Genomic DNA, 14,842 nt, shown 5'->3' on the forward strand with positions numbered 1-14,842 from the left:
CTTTGTCGTGCTCTTAAATTTTCCAAAATAATCAAATTGGTTAATTAATATGACGGTTAAGAATGGAACGAAAAGTAAAAAAAAGAAAGAATAAGCAATCAAAGTTCCAAAACCAAAATCAATTCCAGTCATAATCCTTTTTTTATTAATTAGACATTTTTCAACGTTACAATTCAGTTTTGTGTACTTACCGCTAACCTAACGTTTTGGGCTATGAGTAGTTGCGTGGGTTACCACTTAACTTTGCAAGTACACACCTAACTGACACTAGCGCAGCAAACTGACGTAAGCAAAATCCGCGAGGATTTTCAGAACTAGGCGAGAACAAGCAATTACTTATAGCCATTGTTGGCAGGCGTAATTATTTGTTTGTCAATACGTTTTCCGTTCTTGTCTAATGTGTATAAATATATTTCTTGTTTTACATCTATTGGTAGTTCCGTTTTCTTTCCTGATTTTATTATTGTTGTAAAATATGGAACTTTTTTAATATAATCGTACTGGTTTGCAATCTCATTACCAAAGAACAATGCAATTTGAACATCATTTTCAGTACTGTTTTTGTATTGATATGATGCTGTCATATTTTCCATTTGAATTTCTGTAGCGTTGTTAAGAATCAAATAATCTATGGAGTTTAATCTTTCATTATCAAAAAGGTTGCTGTTAATAATTCCATATTTTGATTTAATATGTTTTCTATATAAATTTAGATGCGTTTGGCTAATGGTAAGTGGGTCAATATTATAGTTGTTCTTAAAAACGGTAGCCATCCATTCTTTTCCTCTGCTTGTTGGTTTTTCAAGTATATGGTCAATTCCAGCTAAGACCACAACTTTACTGTTTGGGTTAATTAAAAAGGTTTTATTGTATAAATTTTCCGCTTGACCAATTTCCCTGTTTTTACTGTTGTCTGTGTTTTCATAAGCTATAAATTTAAATCCTAATTCTTTCGCCTTTCTTATAAGATTCGAGTAGTTCTGTTCACTCGTGTAAAAACCTGTTTCAAGAACAGGATAGGAATTCACTAAATTCAATATGCTGTCTTGTTTGGTGTTTAGTGCCTCCAAGGCCAGATAATTATAGCCTATTTCTTTTAAGTTTTTTAACAAATCGGAAACTAATATCCTATGATTGGGATAAAAGTGATTTTCATTTATCATTACAATGTTATGCTTTTCAGCTTCTTTAATAATTGTATCAATAACCTGCGAATTAAAAACTGAATTTTCTCCTATTATTTCAGAAATAGTGTCATTTGGTTTAAATCTCGATTCGAATTTGTTCAAATAGGTTTCATAAAATTCATTCTTTCCGAGAAACGAAGAAAACGTAAGCTCCATTTGTAGTTTAGACCATTCCTCTTGTTTGTCGTAGGTTGGAAATTCACTTATTTCATTGAGTGCAGCGTAGAATTTATTGGAAGGTTGATGTTTTTTCACAATGTCAAAAACTGTACTGATTTGTTTTCTATAAGTAGAGCCTAATTCTAAACTCTTGAAAATATTGTTCAAATCAATTTCTAAAGTTCTTTTTGAGTTTTTTGCCAGCGGATTCCCTATAAAGCATATCGTTTGATTATTGATTACTGTGTCAAAAACAATAAGTTCTTTTGGGTAGCTTTGGTTGCTTCTTTTTGAAACAGTTACAAAATATTCGTATGGAGGCTCATCAGTTTTGCCATAAACTAAAACACTATCTAACAGTTTAAATTTCTCATTGCGGATAATTTTCTTTAATTCCTTTTTGTTAGTTGTATAGGTTATATCCGCTGGTGTTTTAAAATATAGTTGCAGGGAATCATTTATTATATGAATGCTAAAGTTTCTAACGTATCTATTTTGTTCAAAATGTTCACTTATTTTTGGTGAACATCCAAGTAAAATAAAAAGTATTGATATGAATGTTAGTTTCTTCATTATGACTGCCAACGGTCTGCCGCTTGTGGCAGTTGCGTAAATTTAAGCCTAAAAATTACAAGTACAAAACTCTTCATGGAATTTTCGGAGACCCGAGCACTTTGTGCGAACTGACGAAGTAAAATTCCGAACACAAACCAAGCCTAGCAATTGATCGAAACGGCTGTTAGCAGGCGTTATTTCAACAATTCAAAAATTGCATTTTTTTTAGTCGTTCCGTAAAAATCTTCTGATTTTATTTTGTTGTTTTTAAAATTCAAAACTCTTGTGAAATTTGATTCAAAATGATAGTAGCTGTAAATATCATATGCAGTGATTATTAAGGCGCTTAATATATTAATATCTCGTAATTCAATATTTATTATAGAACCTTGTATAAACGTTTCTACAATTGGAAGTTCGTCCTTTTTAAGTTCTGATTTTGGGATTTTAAGTTGTCCATCAAAATCTGTGTAATAATATTTTTCATTGTATTTAATATGACCCATAGATTTGCTAATCTTTTTATCAATAAATTTTACAATTAGTGTGTCAAATACATTTGATTTATCGTAAATTCTCTCAATTTGCGTTTCACTTTTAATATTCTCTTCAGAATCGCCAAAATCTAAAATTATTTTGCTCTTTTTTATTGTGTACGTTCCTTTTCCAAACCAAGTTTGTCCATCATCGGTTTTAAATATATGCTCAAATTTGTTTGTTTTAGGGAATAATAAATATTTATTGCTAAACATTAAAGAATTCTTCTGTGAATAGATTAATGTATCTTGAGCAAACATTTTGACAGTTACTAGGAGAAAAATAAATAAAGTTTTTTTCATACGATTTTTCGATAATGACTGCTAACGATGAGCCGCTTGTAGCAGTTGCGTAAATTTAAGCCAAAAGATTACAAGTACAAAACTCCTCGTGGAATTTTCGGAGACCCGAGCACTTTGTGCGAACTGACGAAGTAAAATTCCGAACGCAAGCCAAGCCTAGCAATTGCAACAAACGGCTGTTAGCAGCTGGCTTTTATTTAAATATTTTAATAATTTTTTTCACTATGCTTTCAGTTTTTTGTTTGTCAAGATTTGCTTTCCAATTTACATCAAATTTTTCTTCACTATTTGCTCCGTTTTGAGATGAAGTTACAACAACAGCTTTAAATGGGCCAGTTCCTCTTTCTGTATAATAAATTTCATTTTCTTCTTTAAATTCGCGACTAAATTCAATTTTTACAATTGTTTTTTCTGAGTTCGTCAGGTAAATATTGCAATCAGCCCATTTTGGAGTTTTCCCATTTTTATAAAAAAAAGCTACAACCTGTTCAAACGATAATTCTTTATTCTGTATTTTTTTCCAAGTTTTTAAATATTCATTTTCTTCTTCAGATAAATATTCTCTAATATTCCAGTCACTAGGTTGTAAAATGAATTTATAATTTTCAGAAATTTCATTAAAGCAAAATCTTTCAGTTATCTCACGCAAATGAATTATTAAAAGTTTAAAATTTTCTATAAATTTTTCTTTTGTCATCTTTATCCACTGTTTTTTTAAGCTTACTAGCTGTTACCAGTAGTTTTTTTATTTAAAACGATTTGTACGTTTTCCAATTTACGTCTTCTTTATTGTAGCTTGTAAGTTCGTATTGCTTATATTTCGCTTGTAGTTTCGAAAGTCTATTTTGAAATTCTTGCAAGTCTTTTGTATAAATGACATATTCTCTAAAACCCGAAGTTGTTATAACAATTGGAACAATTGAGTTTAAATCTTTTTCAAATATTTCAAAAATGTCATCTTCTAAATTATTCAATTCAGGTTCTTTTTCTATTTGTGGCAATCCATTTTCATCAGGAAATTTTACTTGAAATGCAATTCCGCAGCCTGTAGAATAATTTTTATTTCCCGCAATTTTGTCGCAACCAACATTTTTTCGGATTAACATTGGTTTTCCATTATTTTCTGATTTTAGTATTGACCAGCTTTCAGGAATGTTTAATATTTCTTCACTTTGTTCGGTTACTTTCTTATTAAAAATTTTGTCAAATATTCCCATTTTATTTGTTTGTGAGTTTGTGCAACTTATTAAAGATGTAATTGTTAAAGTTAAAAAAGTTAAAATTTTAATATTTAGTTTCATAGATTTTTCTGTTTTCTACGGCAAAATTACAGCTAACGTTCCGCGACTACAAGTATTGGCGTAAACCATTACCAAGCCATTTCAAATATAAACTAATTTTAGAAAATTCGGAGAATTTTCGGAATAGTACTGACCTAGCCATTACTTGTAACCGCAGTTGTGTGTAGTTTTTTTGACCATTCAACTAATTTTTCTCTGACTTTGTCAAACTCTTTGCTTTTCATCCATTGTTTTTCAATCAGATAAAATCCATTTTCACCTTCAATTTCAATAACTTGGTCGTAAGTGTCTATTTCTCCTATATTTTTAATTTCCGAAAACATTATTTTAGTTCGTGTTTTCCAACGTCCAGGAATTACAATAAAGTCCGCTCCAATTTTCAAACCTCCAACATTGAATTTATTAATAAAAAGCCAGAGAAAAGCAATTCCCATTGCAATTGTCAAAAGAAAAAACACCAACGTTATAATTCGTAACCAGATTTCTCCGTTTCCAATTGTTACAGCACCAAACATTGTCGCCATAATTAATCCTCCAATTCCAACAAATAAGTATTTAAAAGGAGGTCGATATCTATATTCGTTTATCAATTATTTTCTTGTTTATCTGATATTCTAAAATTACACACAACGTTTTGCAGATTTGCGATGGGCGGGCTTTTTAGAACAAATGTTTATTCGGAGCACAAAACTTTCGGCTTCCACAAAACTGTCTGCGGTGCACGAAACCCCGCCTAATGCAAATGTGCTGTTATGCGTTGCCATTCTTTCCATTTAGATATTTGTCAAAGTCAAAAATTCCGTCATTAACATCGTCAACAAATTGTCTTACCGATTTATTTATAAGTTCAATTTTGTATGGGTCGTGAATTAATCCGAATACTTGTCCTTTGTTGTCAATTGCAATGAAGTTGCCGTCTTCAAGGTCTTTTATTTGGTAGTAAGTCTTGCCTTCAACATCAAACCCTCCAAGGTTTGTCAGGTCAAGCTGCTCACAAGTCAGACCGCTAACGAGTTTTTCAATTTTTGAGTCTGGGGCAAACTTGCTTTTACTTTTCTTAAATGATGATAAATCAATTTGAAAGTTATTAAATTCTAAAATGTTTTTTTCAATTTCAAAACCTATCCAAAGTCCTTCGTGAATTGTAATATTTAATTGGTATGCTTGTCCGTCCTGTTTAATAATGATACTCTCTAATTCAAACTGCTTCCCTTTTGTCATTGACTTATCGGATTGCGATGGGTCAAAACCTACGTAAAAATGTCCTTTCAATGAATGGTTTACTGAAAACCTTCTATAAAGTCCTTTATCAAGTCCCTCAGATAAAAATTGAAACTCGGCAGGCAACTGAATAAAAAGTTTCCGGAAAAAGTCAAGTGCTTTTCCTTCAATTTTCCAACTTGTCTTTTTAAATAGTCCGAACATTGTAGTCTGTCTTTTTATGGTTACGCATAACGGTCTCGGCTATGAACAGTTGGGGATTTTATGCCCTAACTTTTCAGTTTAGCACTGACCTTTGTTTTATGTTTATTTTTTCGTTTTATCACTTTCGCCCCAATTGTTTATAGCCATTGTTGTGCGTAGGCTTTACTTTATAATGTTGTCTTTGTAATTTTCTGCCATATTTAACAATTCGTCAAAGGTTATAATTGAGATATTGTTAAGTCCATTTCTCAATTTGGTAAAATCCCGTTTTACTTTTTGAAATTCTCCATCTGTTGGTTTAACTCCTTTAACTAAATGCTCATAACTAGAAATTATTATTAAACCTTCCGGTCTGTAAATATTTCCTTCAAGAATTTTTCCTTTAAGGTCTTGTTTAGCCTTTTTGTTTTTAATCTTTTCTTGGATTAGAGCGTCCATATAATTTATCGTTTGAATTAATGCTTTACTCATTTCAGATGAAAAAGCATAATTATCGTGGCTTGGGTCTTTTGTAAGAGCGTTTTTTAGATGTGTTTTGATTTCAATTACATCTACGCCACCATAATGATTTATCCCAATAAAGTCTGGATATTTTTTTTTCAGACTAACATTAAGTTCAATTTTCGGGTAAATTTCTCGATATGAAAAAATTAGAAACGAAAGGAAGTTTTCAAAGTATTTTTGCCATACTGATTCAAGTTGTTTAATTTTTCGCTTATCAGATTCAACTTTCTCTATAGTTTTTCTAGCAATTTGAGTTTTAATATTTGAACTTTTTAACGCAAGAATTTCACGCCCTAGTTTTATAATGTCTTCAAGTCTTGCCTTTATAAAATAGTCATTTAAAACTGTAAGGAATTTCGTTCCAAAGACTTCCTTTTGAATTAATTTCAAACTTAAATCTTGCAGAGAAATAAGGTCATTTTCGTTTAGGTATCTTTCAAAATCTGATTTAGTCCTTTTTGTTGGAAGATTAAAACGGTCAATTAAAAATGTAAATTCTCCCTTATTTGAAAGTGTTTTTCTTTCTCTTTCTAAACCAAAATAGCTCCTTTGATATTCTCTAGATTTATAGTTTACATATTTTGATTGGTAATTTTTTGCTCCTTCATAGATTTGATTGTATGTGTTCAAAACTTCTATTATTGCATCAGGATTAAAAATCAAAACATTGTTTTCTACTGTATAGTCATTAATGTCAGCAGAAATTGAAATGGCTATTATGTTGTGAGAGTTAAATTGAAAAACTTCATTAAGTTTTGAGTAATGCCGAAGTTTTAATTTATTATTTACAAAGTTTTCGATTGGAAATTCGATTGGAAATTCAATTCTTGTAAGATTATTGTAACTGTTTACATATGTTACTTTTCCTTCATTTGAAACTCTCCTGTCAAGTAGATTTAAAGTCGCATTTCCATTAGCTGAAGTTAAAAGAACTAAATCTGTCCCATCGATAGTAATGTCTCCATTTATTTGAAGTTCCTCCCATCCTAAATCTTGTATTTTCTGTATCAGATTTTGCATATTGTTTTTCAGCTTACGCACAACTTGTTTATATGTCTGACTTCGTCAGACCTATACAACAACCATTTGTTAGATAGGTCTGAAAACAGTCAGACTTTTTTCTTACCCAAAAATAATAATTATCTATTACAAATCATCAAAAGGGCTTTTTATTTGTTCTAAACTTTTTGTGCTTACATGAGTATATATTTCCGTTGTTCTACTACTATTATGACCAAGCAATTCTTGTATGTATCTTAAATCGGTACCGCTTTCTAATAAATGAGTCGCATAACTATGTCGCAACCAATGCAAGGTGACAGGTTTTGAAATTTTAGTTTTCTGCAATGTTTGTTTTAAAACACTTTGTAAACTCTTTTCAGAATATTTAACACCTTTATTTTGTCCTTCAAAGAGCCAAACCATAGGTTTGTATTGTACATAATAGACTCGTAGCATTTCTAAAATTTTGTTAGACAAAGGTACAATGCGGTCTTTTTTTCCTTTACTTTGTCTAATGAGCACAATACCTCTTTTGGAATCAATATCTGTAGGTTTTAAATGCAATAATTCGCTACGTCTTAAACCACAACTGTAAATCATTGAGAGCATTGTTTTATGTTTTAGATTGCTAGGTGCTTCTAAAATGAATTTTATTTCTTCCTTACTCAAAACATTAGGCAATACTTTTTCTCGTTTGGGACGATGAATTTTATCAATAATCAATACTTCATTACGTATGGTTTTAAAATATAATTTGATTGCATTTACAATCTGATTTTGATAGGAAGTGGAAAATTTGTTTTTTAGAATGTGTTCATTGGTAAACCATATGACATCGTCATTCGTAATTTCTGAAACAGTTTTGTGAGTATAAAACGTTAAAAACGATTTTAGTGCATCTGCATAAGTTTTAATGGTATTTTCACTATACCTTTTCGCTTGTAACCATTGTTTAAATTTTTCTAATTGCCGAATGCCTTCCTCCGATAGAATTGGAGTTGGAGGTATTTTAAAATGTGCTCTGTTTGCTATAGTATCAGGCAAATGCCAATATTTTTTAGAAGCACTCCAAGTTGCTCCTTTAAAAGTTTTAATACGTGAAAGTAAAAGTACGTCTTTATCAAAAAATACAGCAATACGAGGTATTCCTTTGTGAGTAATTAATTTGGCTTTCCAATACATTTTGTGTGGCTTATATACTTTCAAAAATACTATTATTTACTTATATATTTTAAAAAAAGCTTTTGTTTTAAAAATAAAACCAAACACCACCAACCACCAACCACCAACCACCAACTAACCCATAACCTCAACAACCTCCATAACTCCTTTCGATATAGGATAAAAACTACCATTTACTTCTTGAAATAAACGTCCAATGGCTACAACAATACAAGAATGATAATCGGTTAGTGGTGGTACAGCTAAAGCTACATCTCCTGAAAAACTACGATCTATTGCTACCTTTTCACTTTGTATAAATGAAAAATCCCCATTAGCATCAACTAAAACATAACGTAGAACTATTTCCATTTGACTGGCTACAGTACCCATAAATAAAGAAGAGGTATTGAAATGAGGTACTTGCAATCCATTTTGCCCATCAAAAGTATAGGCTTGTTGCAGCATGTTTTGTAAAGAACCGTCTTGGGTAAGTACATAACCGCATAATAAATCACGACCAATAGCTGTAGTCAAACCATTTGCAAAAGTACGTTGTCCTCTTTCTGAAGTAATATCAAAGGCTTTCAATTGGGTAAACACGCGTACCAACCGCTGATGTAGCTTGCCATCTTTTAAAAGCTGTAAATAGGGTTGGAGCATTTGCTTAAAAGAAGCTACCGCTTGCATACATTTTTTAAATTCCGAACTGTTCTCTCGCACCCGCACCATAGAGGCTTTGGTCTTTATGGCTTCTCCATTAAAACCGCCTCCCGCAGTACGCACTACTTGTTTGCCATCTAAAAGATAAAATGTTAATCCTTGTATGGTTCCTGTTAATTGTACAATGCCTTTTCCTTTTGCCATAGTAAAGTCGTTTAAAAGTCTAAGATACTAAATATTTATTATAAATATATACTAAATATATGGCTAGTATATGGTAAGGTTATAGTAACTATATAGTAAGTATAAGTGCAATAAAAGTGCTGGGTAAGTGTACAGTAACAGTACATTATGTCGTGTGAATAACGGAGTAAAGTTAGCGAAATGAAAACTAAAAAAAGGAATATAAAGAGGGTTTACCCAATTCTTTTTTTGCGTACCAAAAGCCAAACTACTATGGGGGCTCCTATAATGGAAGTAATCGCATTGATGGGTAAGGTAATATCATTACCGGGCAATTGGGCTACAATATCACAAAACAATAGCACAATAGCACCTAACAATGAGGTGCTCCAAAACAAGATAAAATGATTGCTGGTTTGAAACAACAACTTAGCCATATGGGGTACCGCTAACCCAATAAAGGCTATTGGGCCCACAAAAGCTGTAATACTTCCGGCTAAAATACTGGTAGCAAACAAAATAATGTAACGGGTACGCTTAAAATTAACGCCTAAACTGCTCGCATAACGTTCTCCTAATAATAGGGCATCCAAAGGTTTGATTACTAAAAAACTAAGGCTAATGCCAAGGCAGGTTACAATGGCTAAAAAACTAACATTGGACCAACTCAAATTGCCTAAACTCCCCATCTGCCAAAAAGTGTATTTCTGTAACTGTTCGGCGGTAGTAAAATAGGAAAGTACAGAAACGATAGCGCTGGTTAAACTACCAAACATCAATCCTACAATTAAAATAGACATGGTGTCTTTCAATCGTTCTGATACTAATAACACAGCCAATAATACTAACGAACTGCCTATTCCAGAAGCGAATACTAATCCTAGCGATGAAGTAAATATTTTAGAAAGACCTAAAGGTAAAATACCTGCTCCTAATACTACTATGGCTACACCCAAACTGGCCCCAGAACTCAACCCTAAAACATAGGGTCCTGCCAAAGGGTTTCTAAAAAGAGTTTGCATCAATAAACCACTAATCGATAAAGCAATACCTACTAAAATAGCGGTGATCGCTTTGGGTAACCTAAAGTTTAAAATGATATAATCCCAAGAAGTTTTTGAAGTTGAATTACCCATCAACGCTTGGGCTACTTCTTTAAAAGGTATTTTAATAGAACCTAAACTAATATTTAATAGGGTTAAAAATACTAAAACAAGTACTAAACAAATCAATAATATGGTAAACTTCTTGGTCACTTTAGTCTAACTTTTTGGCAAAGGTAAAGGTATAATTGGGTAAAACGGTAGGATGAAAGATTTTAATATAATCTTTTAAAACTAAGTCTGGTCTACTGGGAGCACTTTCATAATAAACAGTACCACCAGTAGCTCCTTTCTGACTTTCAAAGGAATACACGTTTTTATGTTGAAAAGCATCAAACTTCGCATAATGATGGTTTTCTTCTAAAAGTTGGTCTAAACTCATAATCGATCCATTGGTAATCCAAATATCGGCATGCTCAGCAGTATCAAATACACTTTCAAAACTTAAGGGTTCGCTACCCATTCCTGGTAAATCTTTCCATAAATAATCGGCTTTGGCATCTTGTATAAATTGTGCAATCCAACTATTTCCTCTAGCTACAAACCATTGGTCTTTGTACAAGGAACCATACAATACTTTTTGTTTGGGCGCAAAGTCTTTTACTAGGGTAAGGGTTTGTTGGTAATTGTTGGTAATGGAGTTAAATATAGAATCCCCCTTTTTTTCTTTTCCCAATAAGGCAGCATAAAACTTAATCCACTCGGCTTTACCTAATGGAGATTGTTCCATCCAATCGCCCTGAAATAATACATTTAATCCGTTGGAAGTCAGTTTGTCAACCATAGGATTGGTATTGTCTACTCCAAAGGTCACGATCGCATCGGGTTGCATGTCAAAGAGTAATTCAATATTTAAGCTTTCGTTTTGTCCTACATCTCTTACTTTGCCACTGTCAATTAAGGCTCTGGTTTTTGTTGACGAAATATAATTGGTATGAGGAAAGCCAATGAGTTTCGTTTCGCTGTCTAACATCTCTAAAAACGGAATAATCGTGGTAGACGTAACGACTAACTTTTGTAAGGGAACCGTAACCATAGTATAGTCTTTTAAGCTGTCTGGTATAACAACGTTTTGTTGCTTCAAAATATAGGTAAAGGGTTTTTCGGCTTTTGGCCAAGGATTCAAAACTTTTACGACACTATAACCATTGTATTTGTAAATGGCTAAGCCGCTAGCATATTGGATTTTATTTTTAGGAGATTGGCTAACAACTGAAGTGTTTTTAGTAGTTTCTTTACAGCCTATTAGTAAAAAAGGGAGTAACAGTAGAAGTCTATAAGCGAATTTCATGCGGTTTTTTCGTTTGCACAAATGTATGAAAAATTCTACGCTTCCATTTTATTAAAAATTAGAAACACTATCTTTACCACATGAATACGGTAAGAGAAAAGACATGTGCACAATGCCAAACTGCTTTTGGTTGTGGCAATCCATCAGAAACAATCAAATGCTGGTGTAATGATTTACCACCTATTTTTTCTCTAGATAATTATTCCGACTGTTTGTGTCCCAATTGTTTAAAACAAGCTACTATTACAAAAATTAACGAGTATGTGGCAACCTTAACTCCTGAAAATAGTAAAACCAACAAAGCAAAAGACTTGCCTAAAACCACACATCTTGTGGAAGATATTGATTACTATCTGGAAAATGGGAATTATGTGTTTACCAAATGGTTTCACCTCAAAAGAGGCACTTGCTGTGGCAACAGATGTAGACATTGTCCTTATTAATTAAAAATTATGAATTACAAGTTTTAATAAATAATAAAAACACAACATTACTAATCACTAATTACAAAATGATATATTTAATAACTGGAGGGGAACGTTCTGGGAAAAGTGGATACGGACAAGACCTAGCCTTATCTTTATCTGAAAATCCCATGTATGTAGCAACTGCAAGAAATTGGGATGGCGATTTCCAAAAAAGAATAGACCGGCATCAAAAAGATAGAGACGAACATTGGGTTAATATAGAAAAAGAGAAACACTTAAGCGAGATAGACTTCTCTGGAAAAGTAGCGCTAATTGATTGTGTTACACTTTGGCTAACCAATTTCTTTGTCGATACTAAAAATGATGTTGAGGCTTGTCTTGAACTGGCTAAAAAAGAAATCGAGCTCATCTTGGAACAAAAAGACATCACGCTGATTATTATTACGAATGAAATCGGAATGGGAGTGCATGCTGCCACACACGTTGGTAGAAAATTCACCGAGTTACAAGGCTGGATGAATCAGTATTTAGCTAAAAAAGCAGATAAAGTAGTCTTAATGGTTTCTGGAATTCCAGTACCAATAAAATAAAATACATGAAAGTTTTAAGCTCGTGGAGTGGTGGTAAAGACAGCTGTTATGCACTAATGAAAGCAGTGCAACAAGGATTACAACCTATAGCGCTACTCAATATGATGAATGAAAACGGGAAAGTATCGCGTTCGCACGGCATTCCGTTAGCTATTTTGGAACAACAGGCAGCCCAAATGCAATTGCCTTTAGTGGCGGTGCCAGCCTCATGGTCTCAGTACGAAGAACATTATATTGCTACTTTACATCAAATAAAAAAGAAGTATGCTATCCAAGGAGTCGTTTTTGGTGACATTGATTTGGAACCACATCGAGAATGGGAAGAAAAGGTGTGTACTGCGGCCAATTTAAAAGCGTTCTTGCCTTTGTGGCAACAAGATAGAATTGGTTTGGTGCACGAAATGCTAGATAATGGGATTCAAACCCTAATTGTTTCTTGTAATTTACAAATGGGAGAAGGGTATTTAGGAAAGGTCCTTACTAAAGAATTAGCTTTAGAATTACAAAAAAAAGGGGTTGATCCATGCGGAGAAAATGGGGAGTTTCATACCCTAGTAATTGATTGTCCTTTATTTGAAAATAAAATTCAATTGCCTAGTTTTGAAGTGAAAACCTATGAGAATTATTGTTTTATAGTTTGGAACGACTAACTTCAAATATGATAATTCCTCGTCAGTTCGAGTGTTTTTTACGGAAAGAAATGGAATAAAAAATGTATCGAGAACCAATAAGAAACGCTATCCATAACAAGATTTTAAAAGTAGAAATGAAAGATTTATATGATATCATAACGTCTCGAAGAGACACCCGACATTTTACTACAGATACAGTTCCAGAGGAAGTACTTGCCAAAGCGATTGAAGCTGGGCATCATGCTCCTTCTGTAGGACTGACCGATGCAACACGCTATTATATCATCACAGCAACTGAAATTAAAAAGCAAATTAAAGCTTTGTTTTTAGCGTATCATAAAAAGGCGGCTGATGCAACAGATACGGAAGCTCAAAAAGAAGCCTATCTCAACCTAAAATTAGAAGCCATTGAAGAAGCGCCTGTTGGAATGGTAATTGCTTATGATCGTTCGGTCTTAGACACTTTTACCATTGGAACTGTTGGTAGTAATGAAGCTATTAAATTTAGTGCAGTATGTGCTGCTCAAAACATTTGGTTGTCACTAACGGAACAAGGTTATTCAATGGGTTGGGTTTCTATTCTAAATTATTATGACTTCAAAACCTTATTGGATATACCTGAACATATTGAACCATTAGGATACTTTTGCATTGGTAAACCCGCTACCGATTATGGAAAACAACCTATGTTGCAACAATTGCATTGGAAAGATAAGAGAGGGTCAGCCAATGTTACTCATATTAAGTGTAGTAAGACTATTTCTAAAATTACAAAGGAAGAAAACACACCTTTTCAGACTCCAAAAGAAACGCTAAAAAAACAATTACAACATAAAATAGATCAGAAAACAAAACCAGAAGGTGCTTTAGGTCTTTTGGAAAAACTGGCCTTACAAATAGGACTGGTTTTTGAAACCGATACACCTCAAATAATTGAACCTCACATTGTAGTCTTTGCAGCGGATCATGGAATTGCAAATCATGGGGTGAGTGCGTATCCACAAGAAGTAACCCAACAAATGATTACTAATTTTCTAGAAGGAGGTGCCGCTATTAATGTGTTTTGTAACCAACACGATATTGCTTTAGAAATTGTAGATGCAGGGGTAAATTATGACTTTCCTACGAATACTAAACTTGTAAATAAAAAAGTAGCTAAGGGTACTCAATCCTTTTTACATACAGCCGCTATGAGTCATGAGGAAATGGAAAGGTGCTTTCAGAAAGGTGCTGAGGTGGTGAACCAAGTTTACACAAAAGGATCTAATTGTATTGGTTTTGGCGAAATGGGTATTGGAAATACCTCAACTGCATCAGTAATAATGGCAATGCTAACACCTTTTTCTATAAAAGAATGTGTAGGAAAAGGAACAGGAGTAGCAAATAAAAAATTAGAAAATAAAATAAATATTCTTTCCAAAGCAATTCAAAATTATAAAGGAAGTGATGGTTTAGAAGATATTGTAGCTTATTTTGGTGGTTTTGAAATCTTACAAATGGCTGGTGGTATGTTGCAAGCCTATCACCATAAAATACTCATTTTAGTGGACGGATTTATCTCCAGTGTAGCCTATTTAATTGCTTTTAAAAAGAACCCTGCTATTAAAGCGAATGCTATTTTCTGTCATTGTTCAGAAGAAAAAGCACACAAACTATTATTAGAATATTTACAGGTAACTCCTGTTTTGCATTTACAAATGCGATTGGGTGAGGGTAGTGGTTGTGCTGTAGCTTTTCCCATCATCCAATCTGCAGTAGCCTTTTTAAATGAAATGGCTAGTTTTGAAAGTGCAGGAGTCAGTAATAAATAAATTGAACC

At 32.9% G+C, this 14,842-nt stretch carries 15 protein-coding genes; 4 read left to right on the forward strand and 11 right to left on the reverse strand.

The window, feature by feature from the left end; all coding sequences use genetic code 11:
• Nucleotides 1–332 precede the first annotated feature (332 nt).
• The 11 genes from CX675_RS17365 to CX675_RS17415 all read right to left on the reverse strand — a co-directional run bounded on the left by CX675_RS17365 (nucleotide 333) and on the right by CX675_RS17415 (nucleotide 11,373).
• On the reverse strand, nucleotides 333–1,919 hold the full coding sequence (locus tag CX675_RS17365) for a hypothetical protein (RefSeq protein WP_130736522.1): 1,587 nt from the start codon (nucleotides 1,917–1,919) through the stop codon (nucleotides 333–335).
• A gap of 176 nt (nucleotides 1,920–2,095) precedes the next feature.
• A complete protein-coding gene (locus tag CX675_RS17370) occupies nucleotides 2,096–2,740 on the reverse strand; it encodes a hypothetical protein (RefSeq protein ID WP_130736523.1) in 645 nt (214 codons plus the stop codon).
• A gap of 193 nt (nucleotides 2,741–2,933) precedes the next feature.
• Nucleotides 2,934–3,437, reverse strand: a complete 504-nt coding sequence (locus CX675_RS17375; RefSeq protein WP_130736524.1) for a hypothetical protein — start codon at nucleotides 3,435–3,437, stop codon at nucleotides 2,934–2,936.
• Nucleotides 3,438–3,489: 52 nt separating this feature from the next.
• The gene (locus CX675_RS17380; RefSeq protein WP_165396079.1) at nucleotides 3,490–3,957 is read right to left on the reverse strand and encodes a DUF695 domain-containing protein; all 468 of its coding nucleotides are present in this window, start codon (nucleotides 3,955–3,957) and stop codon (nucleotides 3,490–3,492) included.
• A 218-nt stretch (nucleotides 3,958–4,175) separates the two neighbouring features.
• Nucleotides 4,176–4,565 (reverse strand): hypothetical protein, encoded by a 390-nt coding sequence (locus tag CX675_RS17385; protein WP_130736526.1) that lies wholly within the window; start codon nucleotides 4,563–4,565, stop codon nucleotides 4,176–4,178.
• 226 nt (nucleotides 4,566–4,791) lie between these two features.
• Nucleotides 4,792–5,466 carry a hypothetical protein gene (locus tag CX675_RS17390; protein ID WP_130736527.1) on the reverse strand — a complete coding sequence of 225 codons (675 nt, stop codon included), beginning with the start codon at nucleotides 5,464–5,466 and terminating at the stop codon, nucleotides 4,792–4,794.
• Nucleotides 5,467–5,628: 162 nt separating this feature from the next.
• Nucleotides 5,629–6,990 carry a Shedu immune nuclease family protein gene (locus CX675_RS17395; RefSeq protein WP_130736528.1) on the reverse strand — a complete coding sequence of 454 codons (1,362 nt, stop codon included), beginning with the start codon at nucleotides 6,988–6,990 and terminating at the stop codon, nucleotides 5,629–5,631.
• A gap of 126 nt (nucleotides 6,991–7,116) precedes the next feature.
• Nucleotides 7,117–8,154 carry a site-specific integrase gene (locus tag CX675_RS17400; RefSeq protein ID WP_130736575.1) on the reverse strand — a complete coding sequence of 346 codons (1,038 nt, stop codon included), beginning with the start codon at nucleotides 8,152–8,154 and terminating at the stop codon, nucleotides 7,117–7,119.
• Nucleotides 8,155–8,268: 114 nt separating this feature from the next.
• Nucleotides 8,269–9,000, reverse strand: coding sequence for a hypothetical protein (locus tag CX675_RS17405; RefSeq protein WP_130736529.1), 732 nt, complete (start codon nucleotides 8,998–9,000; stop codon nucleotides 8,269–8,271).
• Nucleotides 9,001–9,212: 212 nt separating this feature from the next.
• A complete protein-coding gene (locus CX675_RS17410) occupies nucleotides 9,213–10,235 on the reverse strand; it encodes an iron ABC transporter permease (RefSeq protein ID WP_130736530.1) in 1,023 nt (340 codons plus the stop codon).
• 1 nt (nucleotide 10,236) lies between these two features.
• Nucleotides 10,237–11,373: an ABC transporter substrate-binding protein gene (locus CX675_RS17415; protein WP_130736531.1), complete on the reverse strand. Its 1,137-nt coding sequence runs from the start codon at nucleotides 11,371–11,373 to the stop codon at nucleotides 10,237–10,239.
• An 80-nt stretch (nucleotides 11,374–11,453) separates the two neighbouring features.
• Here CX675_RS17415 and CX675_RS17420 point away from each other — a divergent pair, with 80 nt between their 5' ends.
• The 4 genes from CX675_RS17420 (at nucleotide 11,454) to cobT (ending at nucleotide 14,834) form a co-directional block, all read left to right on the forward strand.
• Nucleotides 11,454–11,816: a cysteine-rich CWC family protein gene (locus CX675_RS17420; RefSeq protein WP_130736532.1), complete on the forward strand. Its 363-nt coding sequence runs from the start codon at nucleotides 11,454–11,456 to the stop codon at nucleotides 11,814–11,816.
• Between the two features lie 68 nt (nucleotides 11,817–11,884).
• On the forward strand, nucleotides 11,885–12,391 hold the full coding sequence (locus CX675_RS17425; RefSeq protein ID WP_130736533.1) for a bifunctional adenosylcobinamide kinase/adenosylcobinamide-phosphate guanylyltransferase: 507 nt from the start codon (nucleotides 11,885–11,887) through the stop codon (nucleotides 12,389–12,391).
• Between the two features lie 5 nt (nucleotides 12,392–12,396).
• Nucleotides 12,397–13,041: a diphthine--ammonia ligase gene (locus tag CX675_RS17430; protein WP_130736534.1), complete on the forward strand. Its 645-nt coding sequence runs from the start codon at nucleotides 12,397–12,399 to the stop codon at nucleotides 13,039–13,041.
• Between the two features lie 116 nt (nucleotides 13,042–13,157).
• Nucleotides 13,158–14,834 (forward strand): nicotinate-nucleotide--dimethylbenzimidazole phosphoribosyltransferase, encoded by a 1,677-nt coding sequence (cobT, locus tag CX675_RS17435; protein ID WP_130736576.1) that lies wholly within the window; start codon nucleotides 13,158–13,160, stop codon nucleotides 14,832–14,834.
• Nucleotides 14,835–14,842: the final 8 nt, after the last annotated feature.

Origin of the sequence: Flavobacterium sp. J27 (assembly GCF_004303025.1) — a bacterium.
Taxonomy (GTDB): Bacteria; Bacteroidota; Bacteroidia; order Flavobacteriales; family Flavobacteriaceae; genus Flavobacterium.